Below are 26,596 nucleotides of genomic sequence, written 5' to 3'. Positions count from 1 at the left end.
CCCACTGGCCTCAGCTGCGCCGGATATTCCAGAACAGCGGCGGCTGGCCCTTGAGCAAGCCGGTCAGGTTCCGCCGGATCGCCGTGGGCTGGTAATACATGCCGGTCGGCACATAGGGCACTTCCTCGAAGGCGATGCGCTGCATCTCGGTCGTGGCCGCCAGTTCGGCCGCCGCATTGGGCGCGCTGAACCAGGCATCGCGCTGGGCTTCCATCGCGGGGATGGTGGGCCAGCCCGGCCAGGCATTCTCGCCATGGCCACGGATCGAGGCATGGCTCGCCGGATTCCAGTGATCCACGCCCGACCAGAAGGTGAAGAAGCCGCTCCAGCCGCCCTGGTCCAACGGGTTGCGGCTGCCACGGCGGGCCACCAGCGTGCCCCAGTCGGTGCTGACCAGGTCCACATTGAAGCCCATGCGGCGGAACAGATCCGCGCCGACCAGCGTCGCCGCGTTGATCGAGGAAAGATCCGTCGCGTTCAGCAGCACGAGGCGCTGGCCCATGGCCCCCGCCGCCTGGATCTCGGCGCGCGCCGCATCCACGCTCTTGCGCAGCCGGTCCAGCCCGACCGTGCTGGCCGAGGGGCTTTCAGGCGCGAAGAAGCCGATCCCCTCGCGCCGCAGATTGGGGCGGCCCTCCACCCCAGCATCGCCGATCACGGCGGTCATGAAATCCATCTGGTTGATGGCGGTCAGCACGGCGCGGCGCACGGCCGGGTTGTTGAAGGGGGCGGCCGTGTGGTTCGGGCGGAAGATGCCGATCAGCCCGGTGCCGTTGATGATGTCCACGCGGATGTTGCGCGCGGCGGCCCCACGCAGGAACAGCGGAAAGAGATCGGCCGTGGGCTGTTCCCACCAGTCGATCTCGCCCGATTGCAGCGCGGCCGAGGCCGTGGCGGCATCCGGCATGATCAGCCATTCCACGCGGTCGAAATGCGTGACCTTGCCGCCCGCCGTCATCGAGGCCTCACCCTGGCGCGGCACGTAATCGGCGTTGCGCGCATAGGCGAGGCGCGAGCCCGGCACCCATTCATTGGCGATGAAGCGATACGGGCCGCTGCCCACGGCTTCGGTGATGTTGGTGAAGGGGTCCACATTGCCCAGCCGCTCGGGCATGATGAACAGGCAGCTTGTGGTCACCTTGGCGAAGCAATCCAGCATCTTCGGGAAGGGCGTGTTCAGCCGGATCGTGAAGACGCGGTCGCTCACTTCCGTCATGTCGGCCACGCGGCTCAGCAGCACCTGGCCGAAGGCGTCGCGCCGGCCCCAGCGCTTGATGGAGGCGATGCAGTCCCGCCCACGCACCGGCGTGCCGTCATGGAATTTCAGGTTCTCGCGCAGGGTGAAGCGCCAGAGCAGGCCGTCATTTTCCACCACATGGCCCTCGGCCATCTGCGGCTGCGGGCGGAACTGCTCATCCATGCCGTAGAGCTGGTCATAGACCAGGAAGGCATGGTCCCGCGCCACGAAGGAGGTGTTGGTGAAAGGGTCGATATTCGGCAGGTTGGCATGCGGCACATAGCGCAGCGTGCGCGCCTGGGCCGGCTGCGCCATGGCGGGCGCCGCAAGGCTGGCGGCCGGCAGGGCTGCCGCCCCGGCAAGGATCTGGCGTCTTTGGATCATATCTGGTCTCCCGAAGGTCTGTGCCCGAAGCCTAGCACGGGTTCGGGCCGCGTTTCGACCCACACGGCCTTCATTTGCACGTATTCCGTCAGCGCTTCCGCGCCGGAGGAGCGGCCATGCCCCGAAGCGCCGAAACCGCCAAACGGCACCGAGACATGGATGCTGCGGTAGCCATTGATCCAGACCGTGCCCGCGCGCAGCCCCGCCGCCACCCGATGCGCCCGCGCGCCATCCCGCGTCCAGACCGCACCGGCCAGGCCAAAGCGCGTGGCATTGGCGAGGCGGAGCGCCTCGGCCTCATCCGTGAAGCGCTGCACGACGACGACGGGGCCGAAGATTTCCTCGCTGACAGCGGCCGCCGTGCTGCCCAGCCCGTCGAGGATGGTGGGCGCCACGAAGCAGCCCGCCAGCGCTGTGCCGCCCGTGATCACCTGCGCGCCCTCGGCCGCCGCCCCCGCCACCATGCCGCGCACATGGGCGCATTGCCGCGCATGGGTGATGGGGCCGAGCTCGGTCGCTTCATCCAGCGGGTCCCCCATGCGGATGCGCCGCATCGCCGCGGCCAGGGCCGCCACGAAGCGATCAGCGATGCCGGCCTCGACCAGCAGGCGCGAGCCTGCCACGCAGGATTGCCCGGCCCCCGCGAAAATCGCCTGCTGCGCGCCTTGCACGGCGGCTGCGAGATCCGCATCGGCAAAGACGATATTGGCGCTCTTGCCGCCCAGCTCCAGCACATGCGGCAGGGCGCGCGCGGCGCAGAGGGCCGCGACCCGCGCGCCCGTCGCTGGGCCACCGACGAAGCAGAGTTTTTGCACGGCCTCGGCCGCGATCAGCGCTTCCGCCTCCGCCGCACCGCCGGCCACGACATGCAGCGGCAGCCCCGCACCCTGCGCGAGCTGCGCGAGGCGCAGGGAGGTGACCGGCGTGTATTCGGAGGGTTTCAGCACCACCGCATTGCCCGCCGCCAGGGCTGGAAAAGCGTTCCAACCCGCCGTGAAGAGCGGCGCGTTCCAGGGCGTGATGGCCAGCACCACGCCAAAGGGCTCAGGCCGCAGATAGACCAGCTGGCCGCTGGGGACCGGGATGGTGCGGCCTTCGATCTTGTCGGCCCAGCCGGCGTAATACTCCGCCATCTCCGCCACGCGGGCGATTTCGGCCCGCGCATCGCGGATCGGTTTGCCGGTATTGGCGCATTCGGCCAGGGCCAGGGCCTCCGCCTCGGCACGGATGGCGGCCCCCAGCGCCCAGAGCCGGCGGCCGCGCTCGGCGGCCGGCAGGGCCGCCCATTCGGGCGCGGGGCGTGCCGCTTCACGCGCGAGAGCGGCACCCGCCAGCCGATATTCCGTGAGCGGCGTGCCCGTGACCGGATCGGCCAGGGGCATGGCGGCTCCGCCCCCCGGATGCGCCTGGCCCGCGATCACCGCGCCCGGGATCGCCCCGCCGAACCACTGGTCCAGCCTGGCCTGGAGCACGCCGCAGGCGCGGCTCATGCCATGCAAATCCGCAAGCAGCGCGGGATATGCGCCCGCCCACCCACCATCCCCATCAAATTCCGCAAGGCTCTCCCCCATCGCTGCACGAACGGTCCGAAATTTTCACGATGGCGCATTTGCAGCGCCACCAGCCTTTTGGAAAAATCCGGATCGGGCAGGGCGCCAAGAAAGCCCAGGCGCCTGGCGAGGACGATGATGCCCAAACCGCGCATCCGGTAAGCCCGCCGGGCGGCGCGGAAGATCATCCGCCGCAACTGCTGCAACGGGTGGCGGGGCCCGAGATCGGCCAGGGCCTGCAACAAGCGCTCCCACAACCCGGCTTGCGTCAGGCGGCGGAAATGCCGGGCGACAGTACCGGCGGGCCCGTATTCCGGCCGGACCTCCCGCCAGGGGGCGTCGGTCGCGATCAGGTGAAACATGCCGTTCATGCGCTGGCGGAGATCGGCCAGCGGGCGGCCCTGCGGGGCGGCGCGGGCCAGATGCGGACGCAGGGCGTCCCACTGGCGGTCGGTGAGGGCGGTGAAGGGGATGCGCTGGGTCATCCTAGGAAAATATGCCGTAAATGGCGAAAAAGTCAAGGGAATCGCGACAATCCACCGCGCGGGAACGGCGTTTCCCGCTTGGCCTCTCACCCCCCGAAGATCCCCGCCGCCACCCGATTGAACTCCTCGCCATCCGCCACCGGCGACTCCGCCCACACGGCAGCCGCCGCCCCACACACCGAAAGCTCCGCCCCCACTTCCGCCGCCAGCGCCAGCGCAAGGCGCACATCCTTGCGCATCAGCCCCGCCGTGAAGCCGGAATCGAAGCTCCCGCTGGAAATCCAGCGCGGCCAGTTCACCTCCGTCGCGGCCGATCGGCCGGAGGCGGCGTTGATCACAGGCAGGATGGCCTCGGGCGGCACGCCGGCCCGCGCCGCCACGCGCAGCGCCTCGGCCGCAGCCGCCAGATGGGTCGCCACCAGCAGGTTGTTCGCCAGCTTGGCCACCTGCCCTGCCCCGCTCTCGCCCACATGCATGATGCGCGCGGCCAGCAGCAGCAAGGCGGGGCGCACACGCTCCAGTGCGCGGGCCGAGCCCCCCACCATCATCGCCAATTGGCCCGAGGCCGCACCCGCCGGCCCGCCCGAGACGGGCGCATCCAGATAGGCCACCCCCGCCGCATCGGCCTGGTCGGCAAAGAGCCGCGCCTGCGCGGGCTCGATGGTGGAGGTATCGGCGATCACCGCGCCGGGCGGCAGATGGGGCAGCAGCGCGGCCAGCACCGCCTGCACCGCGGCGGCATGCGGCAGCGAGAACACGACCAGCGGTGCCGCAACCCCGATGGGCGAGGCGCAGGCGACGGCGCCGGCCTGGCGCGCCGCCTCACGCAGACCAGGGTCCAGGTCGAAGCCCAGCACCAACTGCCCCTCGGCGCGCAGCCGGCGCAGCATCGCACCCCCCATCTGCCCGAGCCCGACAACCCCGATCATCGCCACCTCACGAAAACGGCAGCATAGGCCGCCGCCGCAATTGCGCCATGCCAGCCGCCGAAAACCGGGACCATGCGCAAGATGATCGAGCAGTTCCTCCGCTTCGGCGTGGTGGGCACGGTGGGCTTCCTGGTGGATTCGGCCGTGCTGCTGGGCATGCTGGCGCTGGGGCTGGGCCCTTATGGCGGGCGCGTCCTCTCCTACCTCGCGGCGGCCAGCACCACCTTCGCGCTGAACCGCGCCTGGACCTTCCGCACGGCCAATCGCGATGCGCCCGTGGCCACCCAATGGGGGCGCTTCGTGGCGCTGAACCTGGTCGGCTTCGCGGCCAATTACGGCACCTATGCCGCGCTGATCGCCACCACGCCGCTGGTGGCCGCCCATCCGGTGCTGGGGGTCGCGGCGGGCTCGGTCGCGGGCATGTTCATCAACTTCTTTCTCTCGCGGCGGTATGTCTTCCGCGCATGATCGGCTCTGGCCGCTTGGCCAGGGACGTGAATCATTCGCGCCACATCCGCGCATGATCGGCCCTGGCCGCTTCGCCAGGGGCGTGAATCATTCGCGCCACATCCGCGCATGATCGGCCCTGGCCGCTTCGCCAGGGGCGTGAATCATTCGCGCCACATCCGCGCATGATCATCTTTCGCGCGGCCGCCGCCACGGATTTAGCCGGATAGCGTTTGGCTTTGGCCGCATCTGCCGCTATTCCCGAGGTTGCAGCCTGGAATGCGGGTCCGGGCGCGATGACGAAAGTATGGCCGTGATGCTTGCACCCACCCGCCGCAGCCTGCTCCGCCACGCCCTCCCGGGCGGCGCCCTTCTGGTTGGGCTGCCGCCAGCCTCGGCGCAGCCCGCGCCGCTGCAATTCGGCGTCATGCCCAATGTCAGCACGCGCATCCTGCTCGGCCAGTACCAACCCTTCCGTGGCTTCCTCGAACAGGAACTCGGCCGCGCGGTCGAGGTGGTGACCGCGCCGGGGCTGCAAGCCTTCCATGAGCGCAGCGTGGCCGGCGCCTACGGGCTGGTCGTCACCGCCGCCAATCTTGGCCGCGTGGCCCAGCTGGATGCCGGGCTGCGGCCCATCGCCATCTATGAGCCGCGCATCCCCGGCCTGATCGTCACCCTGCGCAGCCGGCCCCTGGCCTCAGCGGCGGAGCTGCGCGGCCTGACCGTCGCCATGACCAATCCGCAATCGCTGGTGGCGCTGAAATTCATCCATTGGCTGCGCGCCCAGGGCATGGAAATCGGCCGCGACGCCTCGGCCACCCATGCGCGCAACGAGGACAGCCTCGCCCAGCTGCTCAACACGCCCGAAACCCGCGCCGCGGTGATGAGCCGGGGTGAGTTCAACGCGATCCGCGCCGACATCCGCGAGAATCTGGTCATCTGGCAGGAATTCACCCGCGTGCCGGGCTTCCTGGTGCTGCTCGGGCCGCGCCTGGACCAGGCGGAATCGGCGCGCGTCACCGCCGCCATCGGCCGCCTGCCGGAGAGTGAGGCGGGCCGCGCGTTTTTCGCCGCCACCGGCTTCAACGCCATCCGCCCCGTCACACCGGCCGATCTCGCGGAGCTCGATGACGTGGTGGATGAAACGCGCGCCTTCCTGCGCGCGCCCTGACCGCCCGCCCCGCGATGCTCGCCCGGCTCTCCCTTCGGCTGAAGCTGTTCTGCCTTGCGGCCTTAGCACTGCTGACCCTGGCCGGCGTGCTGACCTTCATGCAGGACCGCCTGGTGCTCCGCGCGCTGGAGGCCGAGTTGCAGGCCCGCGCCGTCGCCGTCCGCCCCATCCTGGAGACCGCACTCGCCACCCCCATGGCCGAGCGCGACTACGCGACCGTCCAGGCCGTCCTGCGGGAGGGCGTGGCCGCGGGCAGCTTCGCGCATATGGTGCTGCTGGACGCGCGCGGGCAGCTGATCGCAAGCGAGGGCTGGTCCTTTGGCGATGGCATGCCCCAGCCCGGGCGCTTCACCATGGCCGATGGCGAGGAGCGGCAGCTCTACAGCATCCCCATCGCCCTCGCGGGGCAGCGGCTGGGCATGCTGCATTTCGGCCTCTCGCGAGAGCCGCTGCAGGCGGCGCATCTGGCGCTGCTGCGCGGCGCGCTCATCGTCGGGCTGGCTTGCCTCGCCCTGCTGGTGCCGCTGGTGGAAATCGGCAACCGCATGCTGTTCCTGCCGATGCGGCGGCTGGAAGCGGCGGCCGAGCGCATCCGTGACGGCGATTACGACGTGACGCTCGACGCCCAAGGCCATGACGAGGTGGCGCGGCTGACGCTCGCTTTCGCGCAGATGGCCGCCGCCATGCGCCAGCGCCTGCGCGCCCTGATGGCGAGCGAGGCGGCCCAGGCCGTGCTGCTGGAAAACGCCCGCCTGCGCGAGCTTGATCTGCGCGACGCGCGCGACAAGGCCGAGATCGCGACGCGCGCGAAAAGCGAGTTCCTGGCCAATATGAGCCATGAACTGCGCACCCCCCTCAACGGGATTCTCGGCATGGCCCAGGTGCTCGACCACCCCGGCCGCAGCGCCGAGGACCGCGAGGCGATCGGCGCCATCCTCGATTCGGGCCAGCAATTGCTGCGGCTGATCAATGATGTGCTGGAATTGTCGCTGTTCGAGACGGGCGGCACGCCGCTGCATCTGGTGCTGGTTCCCACCCGCGGCCTGTTCGCGCCGGCGCTGGCCCCGGCGGCCGCGGCCGCACGCCGCAAGGGCCTGGGCTGGAGCCTCGACCTCGCGCCCGATCTGCCGCCGAACCTGCGCACCGACCCCGCGCGGATCACGCAGCTGCTGGGGCATCTTGCGGAAAACGCGGTGAAGTTCACCGATGCGGGTGGGGTCACGGTCAGCGTCACCTGGCGGCCGCGCAGCGCCACCGGCGGTTTCCTGCGGGTGGAGCTTCGCGATACCGGAATCGGCATTCCCCCGGAGTTGCGGCCGCGCCTGTTCCTGCGCTTCACCCAGGCGCAAAGCTCCAGCACGCGGCGCTTTGGCGGCTCCGGCCTCGGGCTTGCGATTTGCCGGCATGTGACGGAGTTGTTGGGCGGCGTGATCGGCGCCGATGGCCAGCCGGGACAAGGCAGCCTGTTCTGGTTCGAACTGCCCGCCGAGATGGTCTGAGGAGAGAGGGCCCACGGCCCGCTGCGAAGGAAGGAAATGGTCGGAGTGAGAGGATTCGAACCTCCGGCCCCCGCGTCCCGAACACGGTGCTCTACCAGGCTGAGCTACACTCCGACGCCTGCTGGAGGGGTCTTAGCCGCCCAGCACTTCCTCGGCAAGCCGGAGCGTGGAAGAATGCCACCGCCGGAAGGATGACCGCCGGCGCCCGACAGGAGAGATCGCATGAAGTTTTGGTTCGCAGGCCTGGGACTGGTGGCGATGATGGGGGCAGCCCCCCTGCTGGACGCGGTGGCGCAGACCAACCTCGGCGCCGTGGTGACCGAGCGGCGCGAAGGCCTCAAGGCCGCGGGCGAGAACATGACCGCCGTCGCCGCCGTCGCCCGTGCAGGCGGGGACCCGCGCGAGACGGTGCAGCGCATCACGGCCATCCAGGCCTGGTTCGCCACCATGGGCACGCGCTTCCCGACTGGCACGCAGCAAGGCGCCCCCGGCCTCGACACCCGCGCCCTGCCCGCGATCTGGACGGACCGCGCCGGCTTCGATGCCGCGCTGACCGCCCTGGGCCCGCGCCTCGTCGCCCTGCGCGAGGCCGCGGCCTCGGGCAATGTCGCGAATTTCCAGGCCGCCGTGCAGGCGACGGGCGCCGCCTGCGGCGATTGCCACCGCCCCTTCCGGGCACGCTGACCCGGCGGATTCACGCCTCAGCGCAAAGCAGCGTTGAGGCGATCCGAAGCGGGAATTCCCCGGCGGATTCACGCCTCAACGCAAAGCGACGTTGAGGCGATCCGACGTAGGCAAACCACGGCGGATTCACGCCTCAACGCAAAGCGGCGTTGAGGCGGTCCGACGTAGGCAAACCACGGCGGATTCACGCCTCAACGCAAAGCGGCGTTGAGGCGATCCGACGTGCGAATTCCCCGGCGGATTCACGCCTCAACGCAAAGTGGCGTTGAGGCGATCCGACGTGAGCATCCCAGCTGCCAGCTCGACCGGCAGGAAGAAAAAGCTGAAGATATAAGGGTCTGACGCCGCGAAAATCGCGGGGTCGGGGCTTGCCACCTGCATGGTGGCGGCATCGAAGCGGGAGAGCGGCTGCAGCCCGCCCGCATGCCAGTACCACCCTTCATAGCCGAGCGAAGCCAGCAGCGCCGGCACGTCCCGTGTGCTGCCCTGCCGGTGCCGCTCCTCGATCTCGACCGAGAGCACCGGGCGGCAGCGCGTCAATGTGGCGCAGGCACCTTGCAGCACCTCTTGCTCGGCACCTTCGGCATCCAGCTTGATGGCGGTGACATCTTGCAGCGCCAAGCTGTCCAGCGTGATGACGGGCACGCGAAAGGCCTGCGTCGTCACACTGCGGTGCTCGGCGTAATCCTTGCTGATGCTGGCCCACTGCTCCTGCGCCACGCCGCCCAGCACGGGCAGCGTCAGCATCGCCTCACCTGGCGCGGCGCCCAGCGCCTCGGGGTGCAGGGTCACATGGGCGGGCACCTCGCCGAAGGCGGCGATCAGCGCCGCACGCAGCCGCGCCATCGCGGTGGGCAAGGGCTCGAAGCCATGCACGCGGCTGCCGGGCAGCCGCGCCAGGGGAATGGTCAGCAGCCCGTCATGCGCGCCGATATCCAGCAAGGTGCCCGGCCGATGCAGCGCGCGGTGAAATTCGAGTTCTTCCATCAGATGCTGATCACCCCGCGCGAGACCGGCACCACGCCACCGCCGACGCGCACCCGGATGGTGCCGTCAGGGTCGCGCCGCGCGGCCAGGATCAATTGGCTCGGCCGGCCGATCTCGGCCCCCTGCTCCACCTCCAGCGCGAGGGCGGAACCCCCCGCCAGATGCAGCAGCAACCCGGCCAGGCCGACATTGGCGCCACCCGTCGCCGGGTCCTCCACCACGCCATTCAAGGGTGCGAACATGCGCGCGCGCCTGCGGCCAACACCCAGCGGCGTGTGCAGCAGCAGCCCCACCGGCGGGCTTGGCAGCGGGCCGAAGCATTTGCGCATGGCCAGGATATCGGGTGTGGCGGCCGAAAGCTGCTCGACATCCTCCACCTCGGCGATGGCGAAGGGCACGCCGCAGCCGGCCAGCAGCGGCGGATGCGCATTCACATGAATGGCGCTGACCGGGAGCGCCGCGCAATCGGCGATGGCGGCGCGGTCCAGCGTGGCGCCGATAGTCAGCGGGCGCGGCGCTTCGATCTCGGCCGCCACGGGCTGCCCGCCCGGCGCCCGCGTCAGCCAGGCCGTCACATGCCCGGCCGGCTGTTCGAGCACCAGCACATCGCCCTCATGGCCGATCCGGCGCGCGATCATCACCGCCGCCCCCACATTGGGGTGGCCGGCGAAGGGCAGTTCCAGCCCGGGCGTGAAGATGCGCAGGCGAACATCGGCCGGCTCGCGCTCGGGCGGCAGGATGAACACCGTCTCACTGAGGTTGAATTCACGCGCGATGGCCTGCAGCGCCTCGGTCTCCAGCCCATCCGCGCCAAAGACGAGCGCCAGGGGGTTGCCGCCGAAACGGGTGGTGGTGAAGACGTCGCAGGTCTCGAATTCCAACTCCATCGTCGCGGTGCCCTTATGATTTTCTTGAGATGCGCAGCATGGAGTATCTATGCTTTGCGCCAGAAAGTCTTGGGGAAGCGGCCAATGACCAGGTTGATTCGCCGGCTGATCCTGTTGGGGGCGCTGGGCTTCGCCCTCACCGGCTGCGTCGTCAGCCCGAGCATGTCCCCGCCGACCTATGGCAATCCCAGTGGCGCCTGAGCGTCACGCCCCGCCCCGCGCCTGCCGGATCGCCGCATTCATGCCGCGCACACCGGCGGCCGAGCCTTCGGGGTGGTTCCACACCGCCCCCACCACGGCCAGGAAATCCGCCCCGGCGCGGACCAGCGGCGCGCAATTTTCCGCGGTGATGCCGCCGATCGCAACACTGGGCACCTCCATCATCTCGCTCCACCAGGCCAGCAATTCGGCATCCGCCACATGCTGGGTTTCCTTCGTGGCCGTCGGGAAGAAGGCGCCGAAGGCCACATAGTCGGCCCCCATCTCGCCCGCCGTCATCGCAAGGTGGCGGGAGGCATGGCAGGTGATGCCGAGGATCTTCCCCGAGAGCAGCATGCGCGCCCCCGCATGATCCCCATCCGACTGGCCCAGATGCGCGCCATCGCAGCCCATCTCGGCCGCGAGTGGCGCGTCATCATTCAGGATGAAGGCCACGTCGCGCTGCTGCGCGATGGGCATCAGGCGGGATATGGCGCGCTTCACCTCGTCACGCGGCGCATCCTTCAGGCGCAATTGCAGGCAGGCGACATCGCCCGCATCGAGCGCGGCGGCGAGGTGATCCTCAAAGCCCGGCGGGAGGGCGGGCGGCGTGATCAGATAAAGGCGGCAGGTCTCGTCCATGTCCCTGTTTCGCGCGGGAGCGCGGCTTTGGGAAGGCGGCCAGGCATCGGGCTCAGGGCCCGGCGAATTTCCAGGCGGCAGGGCAGCCCGCCGCGCCATCCGACGTTCAAACCCGCAGGGGCGCGGATCTCGCGCCAGGCAGGGAGAAGACGCGGCATGGATTTCCAGCGGATCATCGCAGAGTTGCTCGGTCGCACCACCCAGGGCGGAGGCACGAGCGGGGGCGCGGGCGGGCTCGACGGCCTGCTCGCCGGATTGGGCGGCGCCAATGGCGGCTCCCTGACCGAAATGCTGGGCCGGCTGAAATCGCCGATGGGGCCCACGGTCGGCGCCGCCGCGGCTGGCGGCTTGCTGGGCTCCCTCACGGGCGGGCGGGGCGGCGGGGGATTGCTGCGGATCGGCGGCATGGCGGTGATCGGCGTGCTGGCCCATCGCGCCTTTGAAGCCTGGAAAGCGCAGCAGCCCGGCCAGCCTGCAACACCTGCGCCAGCGGAATTCGCCCAGGATGCGGCCAAGGGGGCCGATGACGAGCCCTTCGGCCTGGTCCTGGTCCGCGCCATGGTGGCGGCCGCGCATGCCGATGGCACCCTCGATCCGACCGAGCGCGAACGCATCTTCACCGAGGCCGAGCGCCTGCAGCTCGACCCCGGCGAGAAGGCCGAATTGTTCCGCATCCTGGACACGCCGGCCGACCCCGTGGCGATTGCGCGGCTGGCCATCACCGACGCCCAGAAGGCGGAACTCTACACGGCCTCGGCGCTCATCATCGGCGCCGCCGGTGCCGCCGAGCGCGCCTATCTGGAGGCCCTGGCCGGCGCACTGGAGCTGCCCGATGGCCTGCGCGCGAAGCTCGATGCCGAAATCCGCGCGGCCCTGGTCAAGCCGCCCGGCTGAGGCGCGCCCAGAGCCACAGCGCCGGCACCACGCCCAACTCCATCCCCAGGGCCAGCAGATGCGGCCAGGGGGGGAGCCCTTCCAGCAGCAGCCCGAGCCCGCGCCCAAGACCACCCAGCACAAAGATGCCGCAGAGCAGCGCGAACACCCCACCCCGCCGCCGCAGATCGCCCGCGCACCAGAAGGCGGCCAGCCCCATCCCCAGCAGCAACCCCGAGAGATAGCGCAGATGGCTGCCGGTGGCGGGGCCGGATGCCTCGCCCAGCGCGGCCACGCCCAGCAGGAGCCCAGCCCCCCCGGCCAGGATGGGGACGCAGCAGGCAAGGCGGATGGCAAGGGTCAGCATGCCGGTACTACGCGCGGCGGGGGCCGCCGGATGCAACGGCCTATTCGTTCAGCCAGGGCCCGAAGGCGTGGCGCAACCCGTCCATCACGCGCGCATCGGGGGCCGGGCCCGTGCCGCGCCGGGCCTGCAGCAGGCCAAGCAGGGCCAGCGCGCGCGAATCCTGAGGTGCGCGGCGCAGCGCCTCCGCCAGGTCCGCCGCTGCCGCCGCATCCTGCCGGGCCAGCAGGGCGAGGCCGGCGCGGGCGGTATGGGGCACGCTGTCCGCCGGGCCGGCGGCGGCGATGGCGGCGGCCAGCATGGCTTCGGCCGCGGCCAATTCGCCCAGGCGATGCAGCGTCAGCGCGCGTTCGGCCAGCAGATCGGCGCGGCCGGGCGCCTCGCGCAGGCCGGCATCATAGGCGGCAAGTGCCGCGCCGAATTCATCCAGCGCGCGCCAGGCATTGCCCTGCGCCAGGAATGCGCCGGGCTCCGCCAAGGCAGGCCCCGCCAGCAGAAGCCCCCCCAGGAAAACCCTGAACATCTTCCCCTCCCAACTGGTCCGATCCAGCAGCAGCCTAAGCGAAGGGAGGTGCAGGAACCTAAGGTTCCTGCCAGGGAGCGCGAGGGGCTGGCCCCTCGCCCTTCACACCCCCAGCGCGCCGAGCGGCACCACCTCCACCACCCCGCCCTTCGGCAAGGCGGGGGCAAAGGGCGCGCGCAGGATCAGGCCATCCGCCGCCGCCAGGACCGCCAGCATGGAGCTGTCCTGGCGGCCGGCCGGTGTGGCGATGGGCGTGCCATCGGGGCCGGGTGTCAGCATGGCGCGCAGGTGGTCGGCGCGGATGTCGTTCTCCGGCAGATCCGCCCCGCTGACGGCATGAATGGTGCGCGGGCCGCCATCGGGCAGGCCCTGCATGCGCGCCAGGGCGGGCAGCAGGAACACCACGCCGCAGACCATGGCCGAGACGGGGTTGCCCGGCAGCCCCAGCACCGGCATGGCGCCAAGCCGCCCCCAGATCAACGGCTTGCCCGGCCGCATGGCGATCTTCCAGAAATCCAGCACGAAACCATCCTGGCCCAGGGCCTTCTGCACCAGGTCATGCTCGCCCACGCTGGCGCCGCCGGTCGTCACCAGCAGGTCATACCCGCCCGAGCCCGCCAGCTCCGCGATCCGCTGCGCGTCATCGGGCGCGATCGGCAGGATGATCGCCTCGCCCCCGGCGGAGGTGACCAGAGCCGCCAGCGCATGGGCGTTGGAGCTGACAATGCCGCCCGCCGGCAGGGGCTCGCCCGGCAACGCGATCTCATCGCCCGTGGCCAGGATGCCGATGCGCGGGCGGCGATGCACGACAAGCCAGGGGTGGTTCGCGGCGGCGGCGAGGCCGATATCCCGCGCCGTCAGGCGCCGGCCGGCCGGCAGAAGCGTGTTGCCTTCGGCGAAATCCAGCCCGCGCCGGCGAATCCAGCGCCCGGCGGCGACGCCTTCCGTGACGTGCAGCACGGCCGCCGCGTCGCCGGCGCCTGCCTGCTGCCGGGCATTTTCCTGGATGAGGATGGCATCCGCCCCTTCGGGCACGAAGCCGCCCGTGAAGATGCGCACCGCCTCGCCCGGCCCCACGGCGCCCGCGAAGGGCCGCCCGGCCGGGGCCGCGCCGGTCATCCGCAGGCTGGCGCCGGTGACGGCATCGGCCGCCCGCACGGCATAGCCATCCATGGCCGAGACATCGGCCGGTGGCTGCGTCAGCCGCGCCACCACGTCCCGCGCCAGCACGCGGTTCCAGCCGGCGGCGAGCGCCACCGTCTCCGGCCCGGTGGGGTGCAGCCCGCCCAGGATGCGGCCGCGTGCCTCCTCCAGCGAAATCATGTAGGGGCGGTCATGGCGCGGCCTCGAAGCGGCCCGACTTGCCGCCCTCCTTCAGGGCCAGGTGCAGCCCCTCGATCCGCATGCCGCGATCCACCGCCTTGACCATGTCATAGACGGTCAGGGCGGCGACGCTGACGGCGGTCAGCGCCTCCATCTCGACGCCGGTGCGGCCGGTGACGCTGACCTGCGCCTCGATCTCGACCGTATCGGGTTCGGCGATGGTGAGGTCCACGCGCACCTTGGTGAGCATCAGCGGGTGGCACAGCGGAATAAGGTCGCTCGTCTTCTTGGCGGCCATGATGCCGGCCAGCCGCGCAACACCCAGCACATCGCCCTTGCCCGCGCGGCCCTCGCTGATGAGGGCGAGCGTCGCGGGCGCCATGACCACGCGGCCGCGCGCGATGGCCAGGCGCTCTGTCTCGGGCTTGCCGGCCACATCCACCATGGCGGCGCGGCCGGCCTCGTCGAAATGCGTGAGCGTCACGTGCCGAGCAATGCCCGCGTCGCCTCGGCCACATCGGGCTGGCGCATCAGATGCTCGCCCACCAGCACGCAATAGGCGCCGGCCTCGGCCATGCGGCGCAGATCGGCGGGCGTGCGCAGGCCGCTCTCCGCGACCGGAATGCGGTCCGCCGGGACCATGGGGATGAGCTGTTCGCTGGTGGCAAGATCGGTCACCAAGGTCTTGAGATTACGGTTGTTCACGCCGATCAGCCGCGTCTGCAGACCGAGCGCCCGCTCCATCTCGCGCGCGTCATGCACTTCGGCCAGCACGGCCATATCCAGGCTGCGGGCCACATCCTCCAGCTCATTCGCCTGGTCATCGCTCAGCGCCGCCATGATCAGCAGGATGGCATCGGCACCCATCGCGCGGGCCTCGAAGATCTGGAAGGGATGGATCATGAAATCCTTGCGCAGCACCGGCAGGGCGCAGGCACCGCGGGCGGCGATCAGGTCGGCCGGCTGGCCCTGGAACCATTTCCCGTCGGTCAGCACGGAGAGGCAGGCCGCACCCGCGCTTTCATAGGCACGGGCCAGGGCTGCCGGCTCGAACGGGTCACGGATCAGGCCGCCGGAGGGCGAGGCGCGCTTGATCTCGGCGATCAGCCCGGTGCGGCCCTCGCCGATCTTCGCACACAGGGCACCCGTGACATCGCGCGGGGTGGGCTGGTCGAGGGCGCGCTTCTCCATCTCGGCCAGGGGGGTGGCGGCGATGGCGGCAGCCACCTCCTCCGCCTTGTCCCGCAGGATGCGGGCCAAGGTGTCGGAAAGGCCCGTATCGGAAATGACTTCAGCGTTCATGCAGGAGTTGCCTCGGTGGTCGCACGGCGGAGGCGGATGAGAACATCCAGAGCGCGGCCGCTGTCAATGCTGCTGGCCGCAAGCCCCGCACCGGCGCGCAGATCGGCGGCGCGGCCGGCCACCACCAGCGCGGCGGCGGCGTTCAGCAGCACCATGTCCCGGTAGGCGCCCTTCTGGCCTTCCAGCAGCGCCACCAGGGCCGCCGCATTTTCGGCCGGTTCGCCGCCGCGAATGGCCTCGATCGGCCAGCTTGGCAGCCCCGCCTCCTCGGGCGAGACGGTGAAGCGGCGGGTCTTGCCATGGGCCAGCTCCACCACCTCGGAGGGGCCGGAAATCGCCAGTTCATCCATGCCCTGCCCATGCACCACCCAGGCGGCCTCGGTGCCCAGGCGGCCCAGCGCCTCGGCCATGGGTTGCAGCCATTCGGCCGAGAAGGCGCCGGTCATCTGCCGCTTCACCCGGCCCGGATTGGCCAGGGGCCCCAGCAGGTTGAAGATGGTGCGCGTTCCCAGCTCCACCCGCGCACCACCCGCATGGCGCAAGGCCGAATGGTGGCGGGGGGCCAGCAGGAACACCATCCCGGCCTCGCGAATCACATCCGGCAGGCGCTCCAGCGGCACATCGAGGTTGATGCCGAGTGCGGCCAGCGCATCCGCCGCCCCCGATTTCGAGGAAAGCGCCCGGTTGCCGTGCTTGGCGACCGGCACGCCGGCACCGGCCACCACCATCGCCGCGGTGGTGGAGATGTTCAGGCTGCCCGAGGCATCGCCGCCCGTGCCCACCACGTCCATCGCGTCCGCCGGAACCTCGACCGCGATCATCCGGGCACGCATGGCGCGCACGGCGCCGGTCATTTCCGCCACGGTTTCACCGCGCACCCGCATGGCCATCAGCATGCCGGCGATCTGCGCAGGGGTCGCCTCACCCGCCATGATGATGCCGAAGGCGGCCTCGGCCTCGCTTTCGGCCAGGCGTTCCCCCGCGGCGAGGCGGGCCAATATGGGCTTTAGGCCGTTCATCTGGGGTTGTTTGACCTTTCTGAGTCCTGCCGTGGGGCGCGTGTTTGGCCCCCCACTATAGGGCGCATGGCGGTTCCGCCAAAAACAGGCCATAGGGGGCGCATGGCGGTTATCTTGGTCACGGGTGCGGCGGGCTTCATTGGCGCGCATCTTTCAGCGGCGCTTCTGGCGCGGGGCGATACCGTCATCGGCCTCGATAACCTCAATCCCTATTACGACCCGGCGCTGAAGCAGGCGCGGCTCGATGCGCTGATCGGCACGGCACCCGGCTTCAGCTTCCACCGGATGGACCTGGCGGACCACGACGCCGTGGCGGAGCTTGTGCAATCGCGGCCGGACATCACCCATATCGCGCATCTGGGCGCCCAGGCCGGCGTGCGCTGGTCGCTGGAGGCGCCCTTCGCCTATACGGCGGCCAATGTGACCGGGCATCTGGCCGTGCTGGAAGCGGCGCGCCGCCATGCGCCGGGGCTGCGGCACATGGTCTATGCCTCCACCAGCTCCGTCTATGGCAGCCGGATGGATGGCCCCTTCCGCGAGACGGATCGCGTGGACCGCCCCGCCTCGCTCTACGCCGCGACCAAGATCGCCGATGAGGCGATGAGCAGCGCCTATGCCGATCTCTACGGCATTCCGCTGACGGGGCTGCGCTTCTTTACCGTCTATGGCCCCTGGGGCCGGCCGGACATGGCCTATTGGCTCTTCACCGACGCCATCCTGAAGGGCCAGCCGGTGCGACTGTTCAATGAGGGGCGCATGCTGCGGGACTTCACCTATGTGGCGGATATCGTCTCGGGCGTGATGGCCGCACTGGATCATCCGGCGGCGGATGGCGGGCACCGGCTCTACAATATCGGCAATAGCCGGCCGGAAAAACTGCTGGATTTCCTGGATATCCTGGAAGAACTCCTCGGCCGCAAGGCGATCCGCGAATTGGTCCCGAACCAGCCGGGCGATGTGCCAAATACCTTTGCCGATACCTCGGCCATGCGGCGCGATTTCAACTGGCAGCCCAGCACGGAGCTGCGCAGCGGCCTCGGCCATTTCGTGCAATGGTGGCGGGGCTATTTCGGGTGATGCGCGCTATCAGCCTGTTCGCATGGATCATTTCGGCGGCATGGGAGATTCCCCCAGCCCGCCCTTTGCTATAGGTTGCCCGCCGTGCGGAAATCATTGCTGATCTTTGTGGGGCTGGCCCTGGCGGCGGCGGCGGGCGGTGCGGTCTGGTTCCAGCGCGCACCCGCGCCGGAAACCCAGCGCGCCACCAGCATTCCCACGCTGGACAACCTCCCCCTCCCGCCCGAATTGCCGCGCATCGCCGATGGCCCGGAATATGACCGCTGCCTCTCCCTGCTGCGCGACGACCCGGATGAGGCGATGCGCTTCGCCCAGGCCTGGGACGCGACGGGCGGCGGGGATGGCGCGCGGCACTGCATCGCACTCGCCATGCTGGGCCTGGGCGAGCCTGACCGCGCGGCGGACCGGCTGGAGCGGCTGGGCAACAGCACGCGCGCGGGCGGCGTGGCGCGGGCGGCCGTGTTTGGCCAGGCCTCCCAGGCGTGGATGATGGCGGGTGATCCCAACCGCGCCTTCGCCGCCGCCACCATCGCCCTTACCCTGGCACCCCAGGATGTCGAATTGCTGGTGGATCGCTCGGTCGTGCTGGCGGCCATGCAGCGCTATCGGGAATCCATCGAGGATCTGGACTCGGCCCTGGCGCTGGAGCCGGAGCGCGCCGAGGCCTGGGTGCTGCGCGCCGCCGCCCTGCGCCATCTGGAACGGGTGGACCAGGCCTTCCTGGCGGTGGAGCGCGCCCTGGTCCTGGCGCCCGAAAACGCCGAGGCGCTGCTGGAACGCGGCATCCTGCGGCAATTGCGCGGCGATGTGGCCGGTGCCCGCAATGACTGGCAGCGGGCGATCCAGCTGGCGCCGGATACGATGGCGGCGGATCTGGCGGCGCAGAATATCCAGCTGAACGAATTGGGGCCGCAACGGCGTTAGAGCATCATCCGTTCAAACGGAATCGTTCGGACGGGTAAAGATGCTCGAAAACAATAGGCTGGAGCTTGCGAAGTGAGCTCTTGCGATCGGAACATGCTCTAGCCGCGTGATGCTGCCCGCCTATCGCTCCATCAGCCGCGGCATCAATTCCACCAGGTTGCACGGCCGGTGCCGCGCATCGAGCTGCCAGACCAGGATATCGTCCCAGGCATCCTTGCAGGCGCCCGTGCTGCCGGGCAGCGCGAACAGATAGGTCCCGCCCGCCACGCCACCCAGGGCGCGGGACTGCATCGTGGAGGTGCCGATCTTCTGGTAGCTCAGCATGCGGAACAACTCGCCGAAGCCCGGGATTTCCTTCTCCACCACGCGGGAAAACGCCTCGGGCGTCACATCGCGGCCGGTGATGCCGGTGCCGCCCGTGGTGATGACGCAATCCACCAGGGGGTCGGCGATCCAGGCGCGCAGCTTGTCAGCGATCAGATCCGCCTCGTCGCGCAGGATTTCGCGCGCGATGCAGCGATGCCCGGCGGCCTCGATGCGGGCCTGCAAGGTCTCGCCCGAGCGGTCGGTGGTCATGTTGCGCGTGTCGCTCACCGTCAGCACGGCGATGTTCACGGGCAGGAAGGTCAGGGCGGGGTCAATCGGCATGCCGCTTAATTGGGGCGGGCGGAGGTCACGCGCAACATGGCCGTCACTTCCTCGACGCTGGCGAAGCTCGGAAACCCACCCCCGGCGATCTGATCGAGCGAGGGGGTCGGCAGCCCCAGCCGATGCGCGTAGATCCAGCTGAAGGTCAGCACGCGGGTCACGAAGCTGCGCGTCTCATGCACGGGGATGCTCTCGATGAAGAGCAGCGGGTCCGCCCGGCGCTGGGCGGCCGGCAGCCAGCGCGTCAGATTGCCCGGCCCGGCATTATAGGCCGCGAGCAGGCGGATCAGATCACCCCGCACCGCCTCATGCCGTGCCAGGTAATGCACGTAGCGCTGGCCGAGTTCCAGGCTGAAGCCCGGATCATGCAGCCGCTCCACGCCCTCCGCCCGCAGGGAGGGGTCATTGGCCACATAGCTGGCGGTGGCCGGCATGAGCTGGAGCAATCCGCGCGCCCCGGCCCGGCTGATGGCGCTCGGGTCAAAGCGGCTTTCCTGGAGCGCCAGGGCGTAAAGCAGCGAGGGATCCATGCGGAACCCTCCATTGGGCAGCAGCACCGGCAGGGGATAGCGCGCGCCATCCCGCGTGCGGCCATCCTCCAGCTGCGCGGCCGTCGCCACCTGCGCGGCGAGGCCCGGCATATTCGCCTGCTGCGCCACGGCGAGGATGCCCTGCGTGACCTGGAAATTATTGCGGGTGCGGCGTTGCAGCAGGCGCAGCTCCGCCTCGGCACGCTCCCGCTGGCCGATCTGCAGCAGGGCGAGCGCCCGCCAGCCGCCGGCCGTCTCGGCCAGGCCCTGGGCGCGGGATTCATTGGCGACATCGCGTTCCCACACCAGGCCGGGCGGCAGGCCCAGGCTGCGGCGGGCGATCATGCCGTGGAAGGTGCGCGGCTCCTGCGCCGCTTGCAGCATCCAGGGGACATATTGCGCCGGGCGGCGGGCGCGCACGGCCGAACGCGCGGTCCAGAAGGCGGCGGCGGCGCGCAGCGTGGGAGCCGCCTGCTCATTGCGCGCGGCGCGTTCGAACGCCGTATAGGCGCTCTCGTAATTCTGCATCCCCCAGGCGGCGAGGCCGGCCTGGTAGGCGGCCTGGGCGTTCTGGGGCGCCAGACGCAGCCCCTCCTGCGCGATGGCCCAGGCATCGGCGTCGCGGCCCTGGCGGAACAGGGATTGCGCCATCTCGGCCTTGAGCTGCCCGAGATAGGCCTGGCTGAGGCCACGCCGGGCGCGGATCAGGCCCAGCGCCGCATCGAGGTTGCCGTCATTGAGGCGGGCCTGGACCGCACGCTCCAGCCCGGTATCGCGGGACAGGGGGGGCTCGGCCGGGGCGCGGTCCTCCGGGAGGATTTCGGCCGAGAGATCAGGCTGGCTGGGCGGCGGGGGGGCGGTGGCGCCGCTGGGCAGGCGGCGCAGCAGCGCGTCATGCAGCGCCGGGGCGTCCGGCAGATCGGCGAAATCGCCGAGCCAGGCCTGGATTTCATGCAGGGAGGGCTCCCCCCGCCGGTGCCGATCCGCGAGGAGATGGCCCATCAGCCGGCGGTCATCCAGCCTTTCGGACTCCCGCGCGGCGGTGGCGAAATCGCCGCGCGCCTGCGCCTCGAAGGCGCGCCGCATGCGGGCCGCATCGGCGGCTCCCATGGGCTGCGGCAGCCCCGAAATGGCGGCCGGGCTGGAGGGGGTTCGGGTCCGCACCTGGGAAGGGGCGGTCTGTTCTTGGGCCCGCTGGGCGGTGGCCGGGGCAAGCCCGGCGCCGAAGCAAAGAAACCCGGCAACCAGGCCGGGCAGAGTGCGGGCCATGGGGCAGAGCGCTCGCATGACGATGCCAGCCCTAACCAGTCCTTAATCGTAAAGCAAGCGTTGATTTCGCCGGCGGCATCTATCCGTGCCGCGTCAGACAATCCTGATGTTAAGACTTAGCTCCCGCCCCAATCCCGCCATCATTCATATCGCGTTGCAACATCAGCAGATCAGCCCATGCATCGCGCTTGGCGATGGGGTTGCGGAGCAGATAGGCGGGATGCAGGGTCGGCATGGCATTCAATACTTTTGCGTCAAGTATTGATACTTGGTGCCAACGACCCCGCAGCCGGGTAATCCCGTCGCGCGATTGAAGAAGTCCCTTGGCCGCGACACCCCCGGCCAGCACCAGCAGCCGCGGCCGCGCCAGGGCGATGTGGCGCAGCACGAAGGGCAGGAACAGCGCGATTTCGGCATCCGTCGGCGTGCGGTTTCCGGGCGGGCGGAAGGGCAGGATGTTGGTGATGTAGAGGTCGCGCGCGCGGCTCATTCCGATGGAGGCGAACATGCGGTCCAGCAATTGGCCCGAGGCGCCGACGAAGGGCTTGCCCAGGCGGTCTTCCTCCGCCCCCGGCGCCTCGCCGATCACCATCACCGGCGCGCCCAGGATGCCATCGCTGAAGACGAGGTTCGTCGCCGTCTCGCGCAGCGGGCTGCCGGTGAATTCCGCCATGGCGGCGCGCAGTTCCTCCAGGCTGTTCGCGCCCGCCGCAAGCACGGCCGCCGCCTCGCCATGCGGGGTGGCCTTGCGCAGGGGGGTGGGGCTGGCCGTGGCGGTGGCCGCCTGGCGTTGCGGTGCGGGGGGCGGTGCGGGGGGTGGCGCCACGCGCGCCGCCCGCGCCACCGCATCCGCGAGGATCGCCTCATCCGCGCCCATGGCGATCTGCCAGCGCAGGCTGGCCAGCAGCGCGGTGTCTTCGGGCGAAAGCGACATGACTTTCTTCTAGCGCGCGAAGCGGGTTACGCGAAACCGGCACCTCGTCTAGTTTCACTTCACGAGATTTTGCTGCGAAAAGGCCAGGACCATGAGCGAGACGCGCGAAGCGATGGAATTCGATGTGCTGATCATCGGCGCCGGCCCCGCGGGCCTGGCCGCCGCGATCCGCCTGAAACAGCTCTCGCCCGAGATGAGCATCTGCATCGTCGAAAAAGGTGGCGAGGTGGGGGCCCATATCCTTTCGGGCGCCGTGCTCGAACCGCGCGCCCTCGATGAGCTGCTGCCCGATTGGCGCGAGGACCCGCCGGCATTGGCGACACCCGCCGGCGAAGACCGCTTCATGCTGCTGACCGAGACCCGGGCCTTCAAGCTGCCCACGCCGCCCCAGATGCACAATGAGGGCAACTACATCGTCTCCCTCGGCAATGTGGCGCGCTGGCTGGGGGCCAAGGCCGAAGCGCTGGGCGTGGAAATCTACCCGGGCTTCGCCGCCTCCGAGACGATCATCGAGGAGGGGGTGGTGAAGGGCGTCGTCGCGGGCGTCATGGGCATCGTGAAGGATGGCAGCAAGGGCGGCGATTATCAGCCGGGGATGGAGCTGCGCGCCACTACCACGCTCTTCGCCGAGGGCTGCCGCGGCAGTCTGACCAAGAAGCTGTTCGACACCTACAACCTGCGCGCCGAATGCGACCCGCAGACCTTTGCCATCGGCATCAAGGAACTCTGGGAAATCCCGAAGGAGAACCACAAGCCCGGCCTGATCTGGCACAGCGCCGGCTGGCCCCTGCCCTCGGACACCTATGGCGGTTCCTGGCTCTACATGTTCGGGGAGAACCTGGTCAGCATCGGCTTCGTGGTCGGGCTGGATTACCCCAATCCCTGGCTTTCGCCCTTCGACGAGTTCCAGCGCTACAAGCACCACCCGGCGGTGGCGCCCATGCTGGCCGGCGGCAAGCGGATTTCCTACGGTGCCAGGGCGCTGAATGAGGGTGGCTTCCAGTCCATCCCCAAGCTCACCTTCCCCGGTGGTGCCTTGATCGGCGATACGGCGGGCTTCCTCAATGTGCCCAAGATCAAGGGCACGCATCTGGCCATGAAATCCGGCATGGTGGCGGCCGAGGCCATCGCGGGCGCGGGCCTGGACAGCTACCCTGAATTGCTGCGGCAATCCTGGCTCTGGTCCGAGCTGGAGGGCGTGCGCAACATCCGCCCGGGCTTCGCGAAATTCGGCTTCTGGGGGGGCATGGTGAATGCGGCACTCGACACCTACGTCTTCAAGGGCAAGGCGCCCTGGACGATGGGCCACCATGACGACCACAGCCAGCTGAAATCCGCCGCCGACGCGCCCCGCATCACCTACCCCAAGCCGGATGGCGTGCTGAGCTTCGACCGCAATTCCTCGGTGTTCCTGTCCAACACCAATCACGAGGAAAACCAGCCCGCGCATCTGGTGCTGCGCGATCCGGGCAAATGGCTCGGGACCAACTGGGAGCGCTTCGCCAGCCCCGAGAGCCGCTATTGCCCGGCCGGCGTCTATGAGGCGGTGGGGGTGGAGGAGGGCAAACCAGCCCTTGTCATCAACGCCCAGAATTGCGTGCATTGCAAAACCTGCGACATCAAGGACCCATCGCAGAATATCGACTGGAAGACGCCCGAGGGGGGTGGCGGCCCCAATTATCCCGGAGGGATGTAGTTCATGGCCAAAGACCAAGACGACACGCGCAGCGATGCCGAGAAGATCAACGCCTTCCTGCCCAAGCGGGGGGCACAGGGCCCCTGCCCGGCCTGCGGCCAGAATGCCTGGACGCTGGTGGGTGGGCCTGGCTGGTCCGTCACCCTGCCGATGATTGACGGCGCGGGCGCCATCCCCGCCTCGCCGCCGCATGTGCCGGTCTATGCGCTGGTGTGCAACAATTGCGGCAATCTGCGCCTGCACGCGCAGCGCGTCGTGGATGCCGAGACATGATGCTCGAACGCTTCGCCCCCTATGGCCTCAGTGTGCTGCGCATCGTGACCGGGCTGGTCTTCTTCCTGCATGGGCCGCAGAAGCTCTTCGGCTACCCGCCCTCCCCCCGCCCCGCGCCGGAGCTTTTCTCCATGCTGGGTGCGGCGGCGACGCTGGAGACAATCGGCGGCGCGCTGCTGGTGGTGGGGCTGTTCACGCGCCCCGTCGCCTTCGTGATGTCCGGACTGATGGCCTCCGCCTATTTCATCGCCCATGCCCCGCGCAGCTTCTGGCCGACCAGCAATGGCGGTGATGCGGCGGTGCTGTTCTGCTTCCTGTTCCTGTACCTGGTCCTGGCCGGCCCGGGGCCCTGGAGCCTGGATGCGCGCAAGCGGGGGTGAGGCCCGTGGATGATGTGCGGTGAACCCGCTCGACGCCGAGAAGGCCGCCCTTCGCCGCCAATGCCTCGCCGCCCGGCGTGGCATTCCCGGCGCGGGCGAGGCCCTGTGCCACGTCATCCTGCGTGAGGCCCCGCCACAGCGCGGCGCGCTGGTCGGCGGCTTCTGGCCGATGGGCAGCGAAATTGACACGCGCCCCCTGCTCGATGCGCTGCATGCGCGCGGCCACGCCATCGCCCTGCCGGTGACACCGCCGCGCGGCCAGCCGCTTTTCTTCCGCCCCTGGCGGCCGGGCATCGCCATGGCGCGCGGCCCCATGGGCACACAGCACCCGGCCGAAGGCGCGCCCGTCATCCCGGACTGGCTGATCATCCCGCTGCTCGCCTTTGACCGAAGCGGCGCCAGGCTGGGCTATGGCGGGGGGTATTACGACCGCACCCTCGCCCTGCTACGGCACGCCAAGGCCATCGGTGTGGCCTATTCCACGCAGGAGATCCCCCAGGTGCCGACCGGCCCGCATGACATCCGCCTGACCGCCATCGCCACCGAGCTGGGATTGATCCGCCCGTGAAGATCCTCTTTCTCGGCGACATCGTCGGGCGCTCCGGGCGCGATGCCTTCACGGAGCGCCTGCCCGGCCTGCGCAGCCGGCTCGACCTCGACCTCGTCGTGGTGAATGGCGAAAATGCGAGCCACGGCTTCGGCCTGGCACCCGACATGGCGCGCGCCTTCTTCGCCGCCGGCGCCGATGTCATCACGCTGGGCAACCACGCCTGGGACCGGCGCGAGATCATCCCCTTCCTGGAGGAGGAAAAGCGCGTCATCCGCCCGGCCAATTTCCCGCCCGGCACGCCAGGTGCCGGGGCTGTGGTGGTGGAGGTGCGCGGCGGGCGGCGCGCGCTGGTGATGAACGTCATGGGCCGGCTTTTCATGGACCCGCTGGATGATCCCTTCCGCGCCGTCCAGCTCGAATTGCAGCGCCACAAGCTCGGCCATTCCATCCAGGCCGCCATCATTGACGTGCATGCCGAGGCGAGCAGCGAAAAACAGGCCTTCGGCCACAGCTTCGATGGCATGGCGAGCCTGATCATCGGCACCCACACCCATGTCCCCACGGCGGACCACCAGATCCTGCCCGGCGGCACCGCCTACCAGACGGATGCCGGCATGTGCGGCGATTATGACAGCATCATCGGCATGCAGAAGGGCGGTGCCGCCATGCGCTTCTGGAAGAAGATGCCCGGCGAGAAACTTGCCCCCGCCGATGGCGAGGCGACGCTCTGCGGCCTCTATGTGGAAACCGATGACGCGACCGGCCTTGCCACCCGCGTGGCCCCGCTGCGCCTGGGCGGGCGGTTGAGCCAGGTGCTGCCGTAGCGGGGGGGAGGGGGGTGAGCGCGAGAGGGCAAAGCCCTCTCGCGCTCTGGCCTGGTTCAGCAGGGTTCGGCGGCAAAAATCCGGCTCGGCTCCACGAATTCCGCCTGCGCTGCCACCGTCAGGATTTCGCGCGAGCTTGCCTCCGCCGTGCGGCGCAGCACGCCGAAGACCGAGGATGCGGCGGCCGATAGTGCCGCCCCGGCATCCCCCGTCCGCAGCCGATGGAACAGGAAGAGTGCGGCGATCGCATCCCCCGCGCCATTCACGCTGATCGGCAGCATCGGCGTCGTCACGCGCCAGAAGCGCCCGCCCTCGGCGGCCAGCATGCCGATGGAATCCTGCGGCATGTCCGGCAGGTCCAGGCTGGTCAGCAGCACGCAGCGCGGGCCCATCGCCTGCAACCGCGTGACAGCCGCTTCCGCCGAGGCGAGGTCCGTCACCTTCAGCCCCGTCAGCCATTCCAGCTCGAAGCGGTTGGGGGTGGCGATATCGGCCATGGGCATGGCGCGGTCGCGGAAGAATTCCGGAATGCCGGGGCGCACATAGATGCCGCGCCCGTCATCGCCCAGCACGGGATCACAGGCCCAGAGTGCCGCCGGGTTCGCGGCCTTCACCGCCGCCACGGCATCAAGGATCGCCTCGCCGATCGCCGCATCGCCCATATAGCCGGTCAGCACCGCGTCACAGGCCGGCAGCACGCCACGCTCGGCGATGCCTTGCACGCAATCGCGGATGAGCTCTGCGCCAAAGACCTGGCCGCGCCAGGCGCCATAGCCGGTGTGATTGCTGAATTGCACCGTGTTGATGGCCCAGACCTCGGCGCCCAGCCGCTGCAAGGGAAACATCGCGGAGGCATTGCCGACATGGCCGAAGGCCACCCAGGACTGGATCGAGAGGATGTTCATCGCCCCGCACGCATAGGCCGCGCCGCGCCGGCCGTCCATGCGCCGGGGAATGCAGCGCGCTTGCGCGGCGGCCATGCGTGAT

29 protein-coding genes and 1 tRNA gene are annotated in these 26,596 nt (G+C 69.8%); 12 read left to right on the top strand and 18 right to left on the bottom strand.

The window, feature by feature from the left end:
* Window positions 1–10: 10 nt before the first annotated feature.
* From LHU95_RS10355 to LHU95_RS10340, 4 genes are all read right to left on the bottom strand, one after another.
* A complete protein-coding gene (locus LHU95_RS10355; RefSeq protein ID WP_248711281.1) occupies window positions 11–1,621 on the bottom strand; it encodes an ABC transporter substrate-binding protein in 1,611 nt (536 codons plus the stop codon).
* Window positions 1,618–3,111: an aldehyde dehydrogenase family protein gene (locus LHU95_RS10350; protein ID WP_248711280.1), complete on the bottom strand. Its 1,494-nt coding sequence runs from the start codon at window positions 3,109–3,111 to the stop codon at window positions 1,618–1,620. The genes LHU95_RS10355 and LHU95_RS10350 overlap by 4 nt, the downstream gene beginning before the upstream one ends.
* Complete coding sequence (locus tag LHU95_RS10345) at window positions 3,108–3,656, bottom strand: transposase (protein ID WP_248711279.1); 549 nt, start codon at window positions 3,654–3,656, stop codon at window positions 3,108–3,110. The genes LHU95_RS10350 and LHU95_RS10345 overlap by 4 nt, the downstream gene beginning before the upstream one ends.
* An 86-nt stretch (window positions 3,657–3,742) precedes the next feature.
* Window positions 3,743–4,585, bottom strand: coding sequence for an NAD(P)-dependent oxidoreductase (locus tag LHU95_RS10340; RefSeq protein WP_248711278.1), 843 nt, complete (start codon window positions 4,583–4,585; stop codon window positions 3,743–3,745).
* Window positions 4,586–4,657: 72 nt separating this feature from the next.
* Between LHU95_RS10340 and LHU95_RS10335 the strand changes: the two genes are divergently transcribed.
* The 3 genes from LHU95_RS10335 to LHU95_RS10325 all read left to right on the top strand — a co-directional run bounded on the left by LHU95_RS10335 (window position 4,658) and on the right by LHU95_RS10325 (window position 7,702).
* Complete coding sequence (locus LHU95_RS10335) at window positions 4,658–5,053, top strand: GtrA family protein (RefSeq protein ID WP_248711277.1); 396 nt, start codon at window positions 4,658–4,660, stop codon at window positions 5,051–5,053.
* A 286-nt stretch (window positions 5,054–5,339) separates the two neighbouring features.
* The gene (locus LHU95_RS10330; RefSeq protein ID WP_248711276.1) at window positions 5,340–6,203 is read left to right on the top strand and encodes a PhnD/SsuA/transferrin family substrate-binding protein; all 864 of its coding nucleotides are present in this window, start codon (window positions 5,340–5,342) and stop codon (window positions 6,201–6,203) included.
* Between the two features lie 14 nt (window positions 6,204–6,217).
* Complete coding sequence (locus tag LHU95_RS10325) at window positions 6,218–7,702, top strand: ATP-binding protein (RefSeq protein ID WP_248711275.1); 1,485 nt, start codon at window positions 6,218–6,220, stop codon at window positions 7,700–7,702.
* A gap of 37 nt (window positions 7,703–7,739) precedes the next feature.
* Here the strand turns inward: LHU95_RS10325 and LHU95_RS10320 are convergent.
* Window positions 7,740–7,816, bottom strand: a tRNA-Pro gene (locus LHU95_RS10320).
* A 108-nt stretch (window positions 7,817–7,924) separates the two neighbouring features.
* Between LHU95_RS10320 and LHU95_RS10315 the strand changes: the two genes are divergently transcribed.
* On the top strand, window positions 7,925–8,386 hold the full coding sequence (locus tag LHU95_RS10315) for a cytochrome c (protein WP_248711274.1): 462 nt from the start codon (window positions 7,925–7,927) through the stop codon (window positions 8,384–8,386).
* 249 nt (window positions 8,387–8,635) lie between these two features.
* Here the strand turns inward: LHU95_RS10315 and LHU95_RS10310 are convergent, their stop codons facing one another.
* The 3 genes from LHU95_RS10310 to thiE all read right to left on the bottom strand — a co-directional run bounded on the left by LHU95_RS10310 (window position 8,636) and on the right by thiE (window position 11,100).
* Complete coding sequence (locus LHU95_RS10310) at window positions 8,636–9,373, bottom strand: FkbM family methyltransferase (protein ID WP_248711273.1); 738 nt, start codon at window positions 9,371–9,373, stop codon at window positions 8,636–8,638.
* Window positions 9,373–10,260, bottom strand: coding sequence for a PhzF family phenazine biosynthesis protein (locus tag LHU95_RS10305; RefSeq protein ID WP_248711272.1), 888 nt, complete (start codon window positions 10,258–10,260; stop codon window positions 9,373–9,375). Before LHU95_RS10305 ends, LHU95_RS10310 begins: the two co-directional genes overlap by 1 nt.
* A 204-nt stretch (window positions 10,261–10,464) precedes the next feature.
* Window positions 10,465–11,100 (bottom strand): thiamine phosphate synthase, encoded by a 636-nt coding sequence (gene thiE, locus LHU95_RS10300; RefSeq protein ID WP_248711271.1) that lies wholly within the window; start codon window positions 11,098–11,100, stop codon window positions 10,465–10,467.
* Between the two features lie 156 nt (window positions 11,101–11,256).
* Between thiE and LHU95_RS10295 the strand changes: the two genes are divergently transcribed.
* Window positions 11,257–11,994 (top strand): DUF533 domain-containing protein, encoded by a 738-nt coding sequence (locus LHU95_RS10295; protein WP_248711270.1) that lies wholly within the window; start codon window positions 11,257–11,259, stop codon window positions 11,992–11,994.
* Here LHU95_RS10295 and LHU95_RS10290 read toward each other — a convergent pair.
* From LHU95_RS10290 to trpD, 6 genes are all read right to left on the bottom strand, one after another.
* Window positions 11,978–12,340 (bottom strand): DUF4345 family protein, encoded by a 363-nt coding sequence (locus tag LHU95_RS10290; protein ID WP_248711269.1) that lies wholly within the window; start codon window positions 12,338–12,340, stop codon window positions 11,978–11,980. The two genes, LHU95_RS10295 and LHU95_RS10290, sit on opposite strands and share 17 nt — an antisense overlap.
* A gap of 40 nt (window positions 12,341–12,380) precedes the next feature.
* On the bottom strand, window positions 12,381–12,860 hold the full coding sequence (locus LHU95_RS10285; protein ID WP_248711268.1) for a hypothetical protein: 480 nt from the start codon (window positions 12,858–12,860) through the stop codon (window positions 12,381–12,383).
* A 102-nt stretch (window positions 12,861–12,962) separates the two neighbouring features.
* Window positions 12,963–14,183 (bottom strand): gephyrin-like molybdotransferase Glp, encoded by a 1,221-nt coding sequence (gene glp / locus LHU95_RS10280; protein ID WP_248711267.1) that lies wholly within the window; start codon window positions 14,181–14,183, stop codon window positions 12,963–12,965.
* A gap of 10 nt (window positions 14,184–14,193) precedes the next feature.
* Entirely contained in the window at window positions 14,194–14,628 is a 435-nt protein-coding gene (moaC, locus tag LHU95_RS10275; protein ID WP_248711538.1) for a cyclic pyranopterin monophosphate synthase MoaC, read from the bottom strand.
* Between the two features lie 35 nt (window positions 14,629–14,663).
* Window positions 14,664–15,485, bottom strand: a complete 822-nt coding sequence (trpC, locus tag LHU95_RS10270) for an indole-3-glycerol phosphate synthase TrpC (protein WP_248711266.1) — start codon at window positions 15,483–15,485, stop codon at window positions 14,664–14,666.
* Window positions 15,482–16,504, bottom strand: a complete 1,023-nt coding sequence (gene trpD, locus LHU95_RS10265) for an anthranilate phosphoribosyltransferase (protein ID WP_248711265.1) — start codon at window positions 16,502–16,504, stop codon at window positions 15,482–15,484. The genes trpC and trpD overlap by 4 nt, the downstream gene beginning before the upstream one ends.
* A 102-nt stretch (window positions 16,505–16,606) precedes the next feature.
* Between trpD and LHU95_RS10260 the strand changes: the two genes are divergently transcribed.
* Complete coding sequence (locus LHU95_RS10260) at window positions 16,607–17,581, top strand: NAD-dependent epimerase/dehydratase family protein (protein ID WP_248711264.1); 975 nt, start codon at window positions 16,607–16,609, stop codon at window positions 17,579–17,581.
* Window positions 17,582–17,665: 84 nt separating this feature from the next.
* Window positions 17,666–18,505, top strand: a complete 840-nt coding sequence (locus LHU95_RS10255) for a tetratricopeptide repeat protein (RefSeq protein ID WP_248711263.1) — start codon at window positions 17,666–17,668, stop codon at window positions 18,503–18,505.
* A gap of 120 nt (window positions 18,506–18,625) precedes the next feature.
* Here the strand turns inward: LHU95_RS10255 and moaB are convergent, their stop codons facing one another.
* The 3 genes from moaB to LHU95_RS10240 form a co-directional block, all read right to left on the bottom strand.
* On the bottom strand, window positions 18,626–19,153 hold the full coding sequence (gene moaB / locus LHU95_RS10250; protein ID WP_248711262.1) for a molybdenum cofactor biosynthesis protein B: 528 nt from the start codon (window positions 19,151–19,153) through the stop codon (window positions 18,626–18,628).
* A gap of 5 nt (window positions 19,154–19,158) precedes the next feature.
* The gene (locus LHU95_RS10245; protein WP_248711261.1) at window positions 19,159–20,847 is read right to left on the bottom strand and encodes a lytic transglycosylase domain-containing protein; all 1,689 of its coding nucleotides are present in this window, start codon (window positions 20,845–20,847) and stop codon (window positions 19,159–19,161) included.
* A gap of 214 nt (window positions 20,848–21,061) precedes the next feature.
* Window positions 21,062–21,886 (bottom strand): uracil-DNA glycosylase, encoded by an 825-nt coding sequence (locus LHU95_RS10240; protein WP_248711260.1) that lies wholly within the window; start codon window positions 21,884–21,886, stop codon window positions 21,062–21,064.
* A gap of 91 nt (window positions 21,887–21,977) precedes the next feature.
* On the opposite strand from LHU95_RS10240, the gene LHU95_RS10235 reads away from it, so the two are divergent.
* Genes LHU95_RS10235 through LHU95_RS10215 form a run of 5 tightly spaced genes read left to right on the top strand, consistent with a single transcriptional unit; the run spans window position 21,978 to window position 25,609 of the window.
* Complete coding sequence (locus tag LHU95_RS10235; RefSeq protein ID WP_248711259.1) at window positions 21,978–23,582, top strand: electron transfer flavoprotein-ubiquinone oxidoreductase; 1,605 nt, start codon at window positions 21,978–21,980, stop codon at window positions 23,580–23,582.
* 3 nt (window positions 23,583–23,585) lie between these two features.
* Window positions 23,586–23,855, top strand: a complete 270-nt coding sequence (locus LHU95_RS10230; protein WP_248711258.1) for a hypothetical protein — start codon at window positions 23,586–23,588, stop codon at window positions 23,853–23,855.
* Window positions 23,852–24,235: a DoxX family protein gene (locus LHU95_RS10225; RefSeq protein ID WP_248711257.1), complete on the top strand. Its 384-nt coding sequence runs from the start codon at window positions 23,852–23,854 to the stop codon at window positions 24,233–24,235. The genes LHU95_RS10230 and LHU95_RS10225 overlap by 4 nt, the downstream gene beginning before the upstream one ends.
* A 19-nt stretch (window positions 24,236–24,254) precedes the next feature.
* Window positions 24,255–24,803 (top strand): 5-formyltetrahydrofolate cyclo-ligase, encoded by a 549-nt coding sequence (locus LHU95_RS10220; protein ID WP_248711256.1) that lies wholly within the window; start codon window positions 24,255–24,257, stop codon window positions 24,801–24,803.
* A complete protein-coding gene (locus LHU95_RS10215; protein ID WP_248711255.1) occupies window positions 24,800–25,609 on the top strand; it encodes a TIGR00282 family metallophosphoesterase in 810 nt (269 codons plus the stop codon). Before LHU95_RS10220 ends, LHU95_RS10215 begins: the two co-directional genes overlap by 4 nt.
* 56 nt (window positions 25,610–25,665) lie before the next feature.
* On the opposite strand, the gene pdxY is transcribed toward LHU95_RS10215, so the two are convergent.
* Window positions 25,666–26,514, bottom strand: coding sequence for a pyridoxal kinase PdxY (gene pdxY / locus LHU95_RS10210; RefSeq protein ID WP_248711537.1), 849 nt, complete (start codon window positions 26,512–26,514; stop codon window positions 25,666–25,668).
* Between the last annotated feature and the right edge of the window lie 82 nt (window positions 26,515–26,596).

Source organism: Sediminicoccus sp. KRV36 (assembly GCF_023243115.1).
In the GTDB taxonomy this organism is placed as follows: Bacteria; Pseudomonadota; Alphaproteobacteria; order Acetobacterales; family Acetobacteraceae; genus Roseococcus.
The sequence above is the reverse complement of the archived record's forward strand: the minus strand, read 5'-3'. Positions and strand labels throughout refer to the sequence as shown.

What these genes read in the sequence shown, in the direction of transcription:
- LHU95_RS10355 (WP_248711281.1), bottom strand. Translation starts at nt 1,621, where the DNA reads ATGATCCAAAGACGCCAGATCCTTGCCGGGGCGGCAGCCCTGCCGGCC.
- LHU95_RS10350 (WP_248711280.1), bottom strand. Translation starts at nt 3,111, where the DNA reads ATGAGCCGCGCCTGCGGCGTGCTCCAGGCCAGGCTGGACCAGTGGTTC.
- LHU95_RS10345 (WP_248711279.1), bottom strand. Translation starts at nt 3,656, where the DNA reads ATGACCCAGCGCATCCCCTTCACCGCCCTCACCGACCGCCAGTGGGAC.
- LHU95_RS10340 (WP_248711278.1), bottom strand. Translation starts at nt 4,585, where the DNA reads ATGATCGGGGTTGTCGGGCTCGGGCAGATGGGGGGTGCGATGCTGCGC.
- LHU95_RS10335 (WP_248711277.1), top strand. Translation starts at nt 4,658, where the DNA reads ATGCGCAAGATGATCGAGCAGTTCCTCCGCTTCGGCGTGGTGGGCACG.
- LHU95_RS10330 (WP_248711276.1), top strand. Translation starts at nt 5,340, where the DNA reads ATGGCCGTGATGCTTGCACCCACCCGCCGCAGCCTGCTCCGCCACGCC.
- LHU95_RS10325 (WP_248711275.1), top strand. Translation starts at nt 6,218, where the DNA reads ATGCTCGCCCGGCTCTCCCTTCGGCTGAAGCTGTTCTGCCTTGCGGCC.
- LHU95_RS10315 (WP_248711274.1), top strand. Translation starts at nt 7,925, where the DNA reads ATGAAGTTTTGGTTCGCAGGCCTGGGACTGGTGGCGATGATGGGGGCA.
- LHU95_RS10310 (WP_248711273.1), bottom strand. Translation starts at nt 9,373, where the DNA reads ATGGAAGAACTCGAATTTCACCGCGCGCTGCATCGGCCGGGCACCTTG.
- LHU95_RS10305 (WP_248711272.1), bottom strand. Translation starts at nt 10,260, where the DNA reads ATGGAGTTGGAATTCGAGACCTGCGACGTCTTCACCACCACCCGTTTC.
- thiE (WP_248711271.1), bottom strand. Translation starts at nt 11,100, where the DNA reads ATGGACGAGACCTGCCGCCTTTATCTGATCACGCCGCCCGCCCTCCCG.
- LHU95_RS10295 (WP_248711270.1), top strand. Translation starts at nt 11,257, where the DNA reads ATGGATTTCCAGCGGATCATCGCAGAGTTGCTCGGTCGCACCACCCAG.
- LHU95_RS10290 (WP_248711269.1), bottom strand. Translation starts at nt 12,340, where the DNA reads ATGCTGACCCTTGCCATCCGCCTTGCCTGCTGCGTCCCCATCCTGGCC.
- LHU95_RS10285 (WP_248711268.1), bottom strand. Translation starts at nt 12,860, where the DNA reads ATGTTCAGGGTTTTCCTGGGGGGGCTTCTGCTGGCGGGGCCTGCCTTG.
- glp (WP_248711267.1), bottom strand. Translation starts at nt 14,183, where the DNA reads ATGATTTCGCTGGAGGAGGCACGCGGCCGCATCCTGGGCGGGCTGCAC.
- moaC (WP_248711538.1), bottom strand. Translation starts at nt 14,628, where the DNA reads ATGGTGGATGTGGCCGGCAAGCCCGAGACAGAGCGCCTGGCCATCGCG.
- trpC (WP_248711266.1), bottom strand. Translation starts at nt 15,485, where the DNA reads ATGAACGCTGAAGTCATTTCCGATACGGGCCTTTCCGACACCTTGGCC.
- trpD (WP_248711265.1), bottom strand. Translation starts at nt 16,504, where the DNA reads ATGAACGGCCTAAAGCCCATATTGGCCCGCCTCGCCGCGGGGGAACGC.
- LHU95_RS10260 (WP_248711264.1), top strand. Translation starts at nt 16,607, where the DNA reads ATGGCGGTTATCTTGGTCACGGGTGCGGCGGGCTTCATTGGCGCGCAT.
- moaB (WP_248711262.1), bottom strand. Translation starts at nt 19,153, where the DNA reads ATGCCGATTGACCCCGCCCTGACCTTCCTGCCCGTGAACATCGCCGTG.
- LHU95_RS10240 (WP_248711260.1), bottom strand. Translation starts at nt 21,886, where the DNA reads ATGTCGCTTTCGCCCGAAGACACCGCGCTGCTGGCCAGCCTGCGCTGG.
- LHU95_RS10235 (WP_248711259.1), top strand. Translation starts at nt 21,978, where the DNA reads ATGAGCGAGACGCGCGAAGCGATGGAATTCGATGTGCTGATCATCGGC.
- LHU95_RS10230 (WP_248711258.1), top strand. Translation starts at nt 23,586, where the DNA reads ATGGCCAAAGACCAAGACGACACGCGCAGCGATGCCGAGAAGATCAAC.
- LHU95_RS10225 (WP_248711257.1), top strand. Translation starts at nt 23,852, where the DNA reads ATGATGCTCGAACGCTTCGCCCCCTATGGCCTCAGTGTGCTGCGCATC.
- pdxY (WP_248711537.1), bottom strand. Translation starts at nt 26,514, where the DNA reads ATGAACATCCTCTCGATCCAGTCCTGGGTGGCCTTCGGCCATGTCGGC.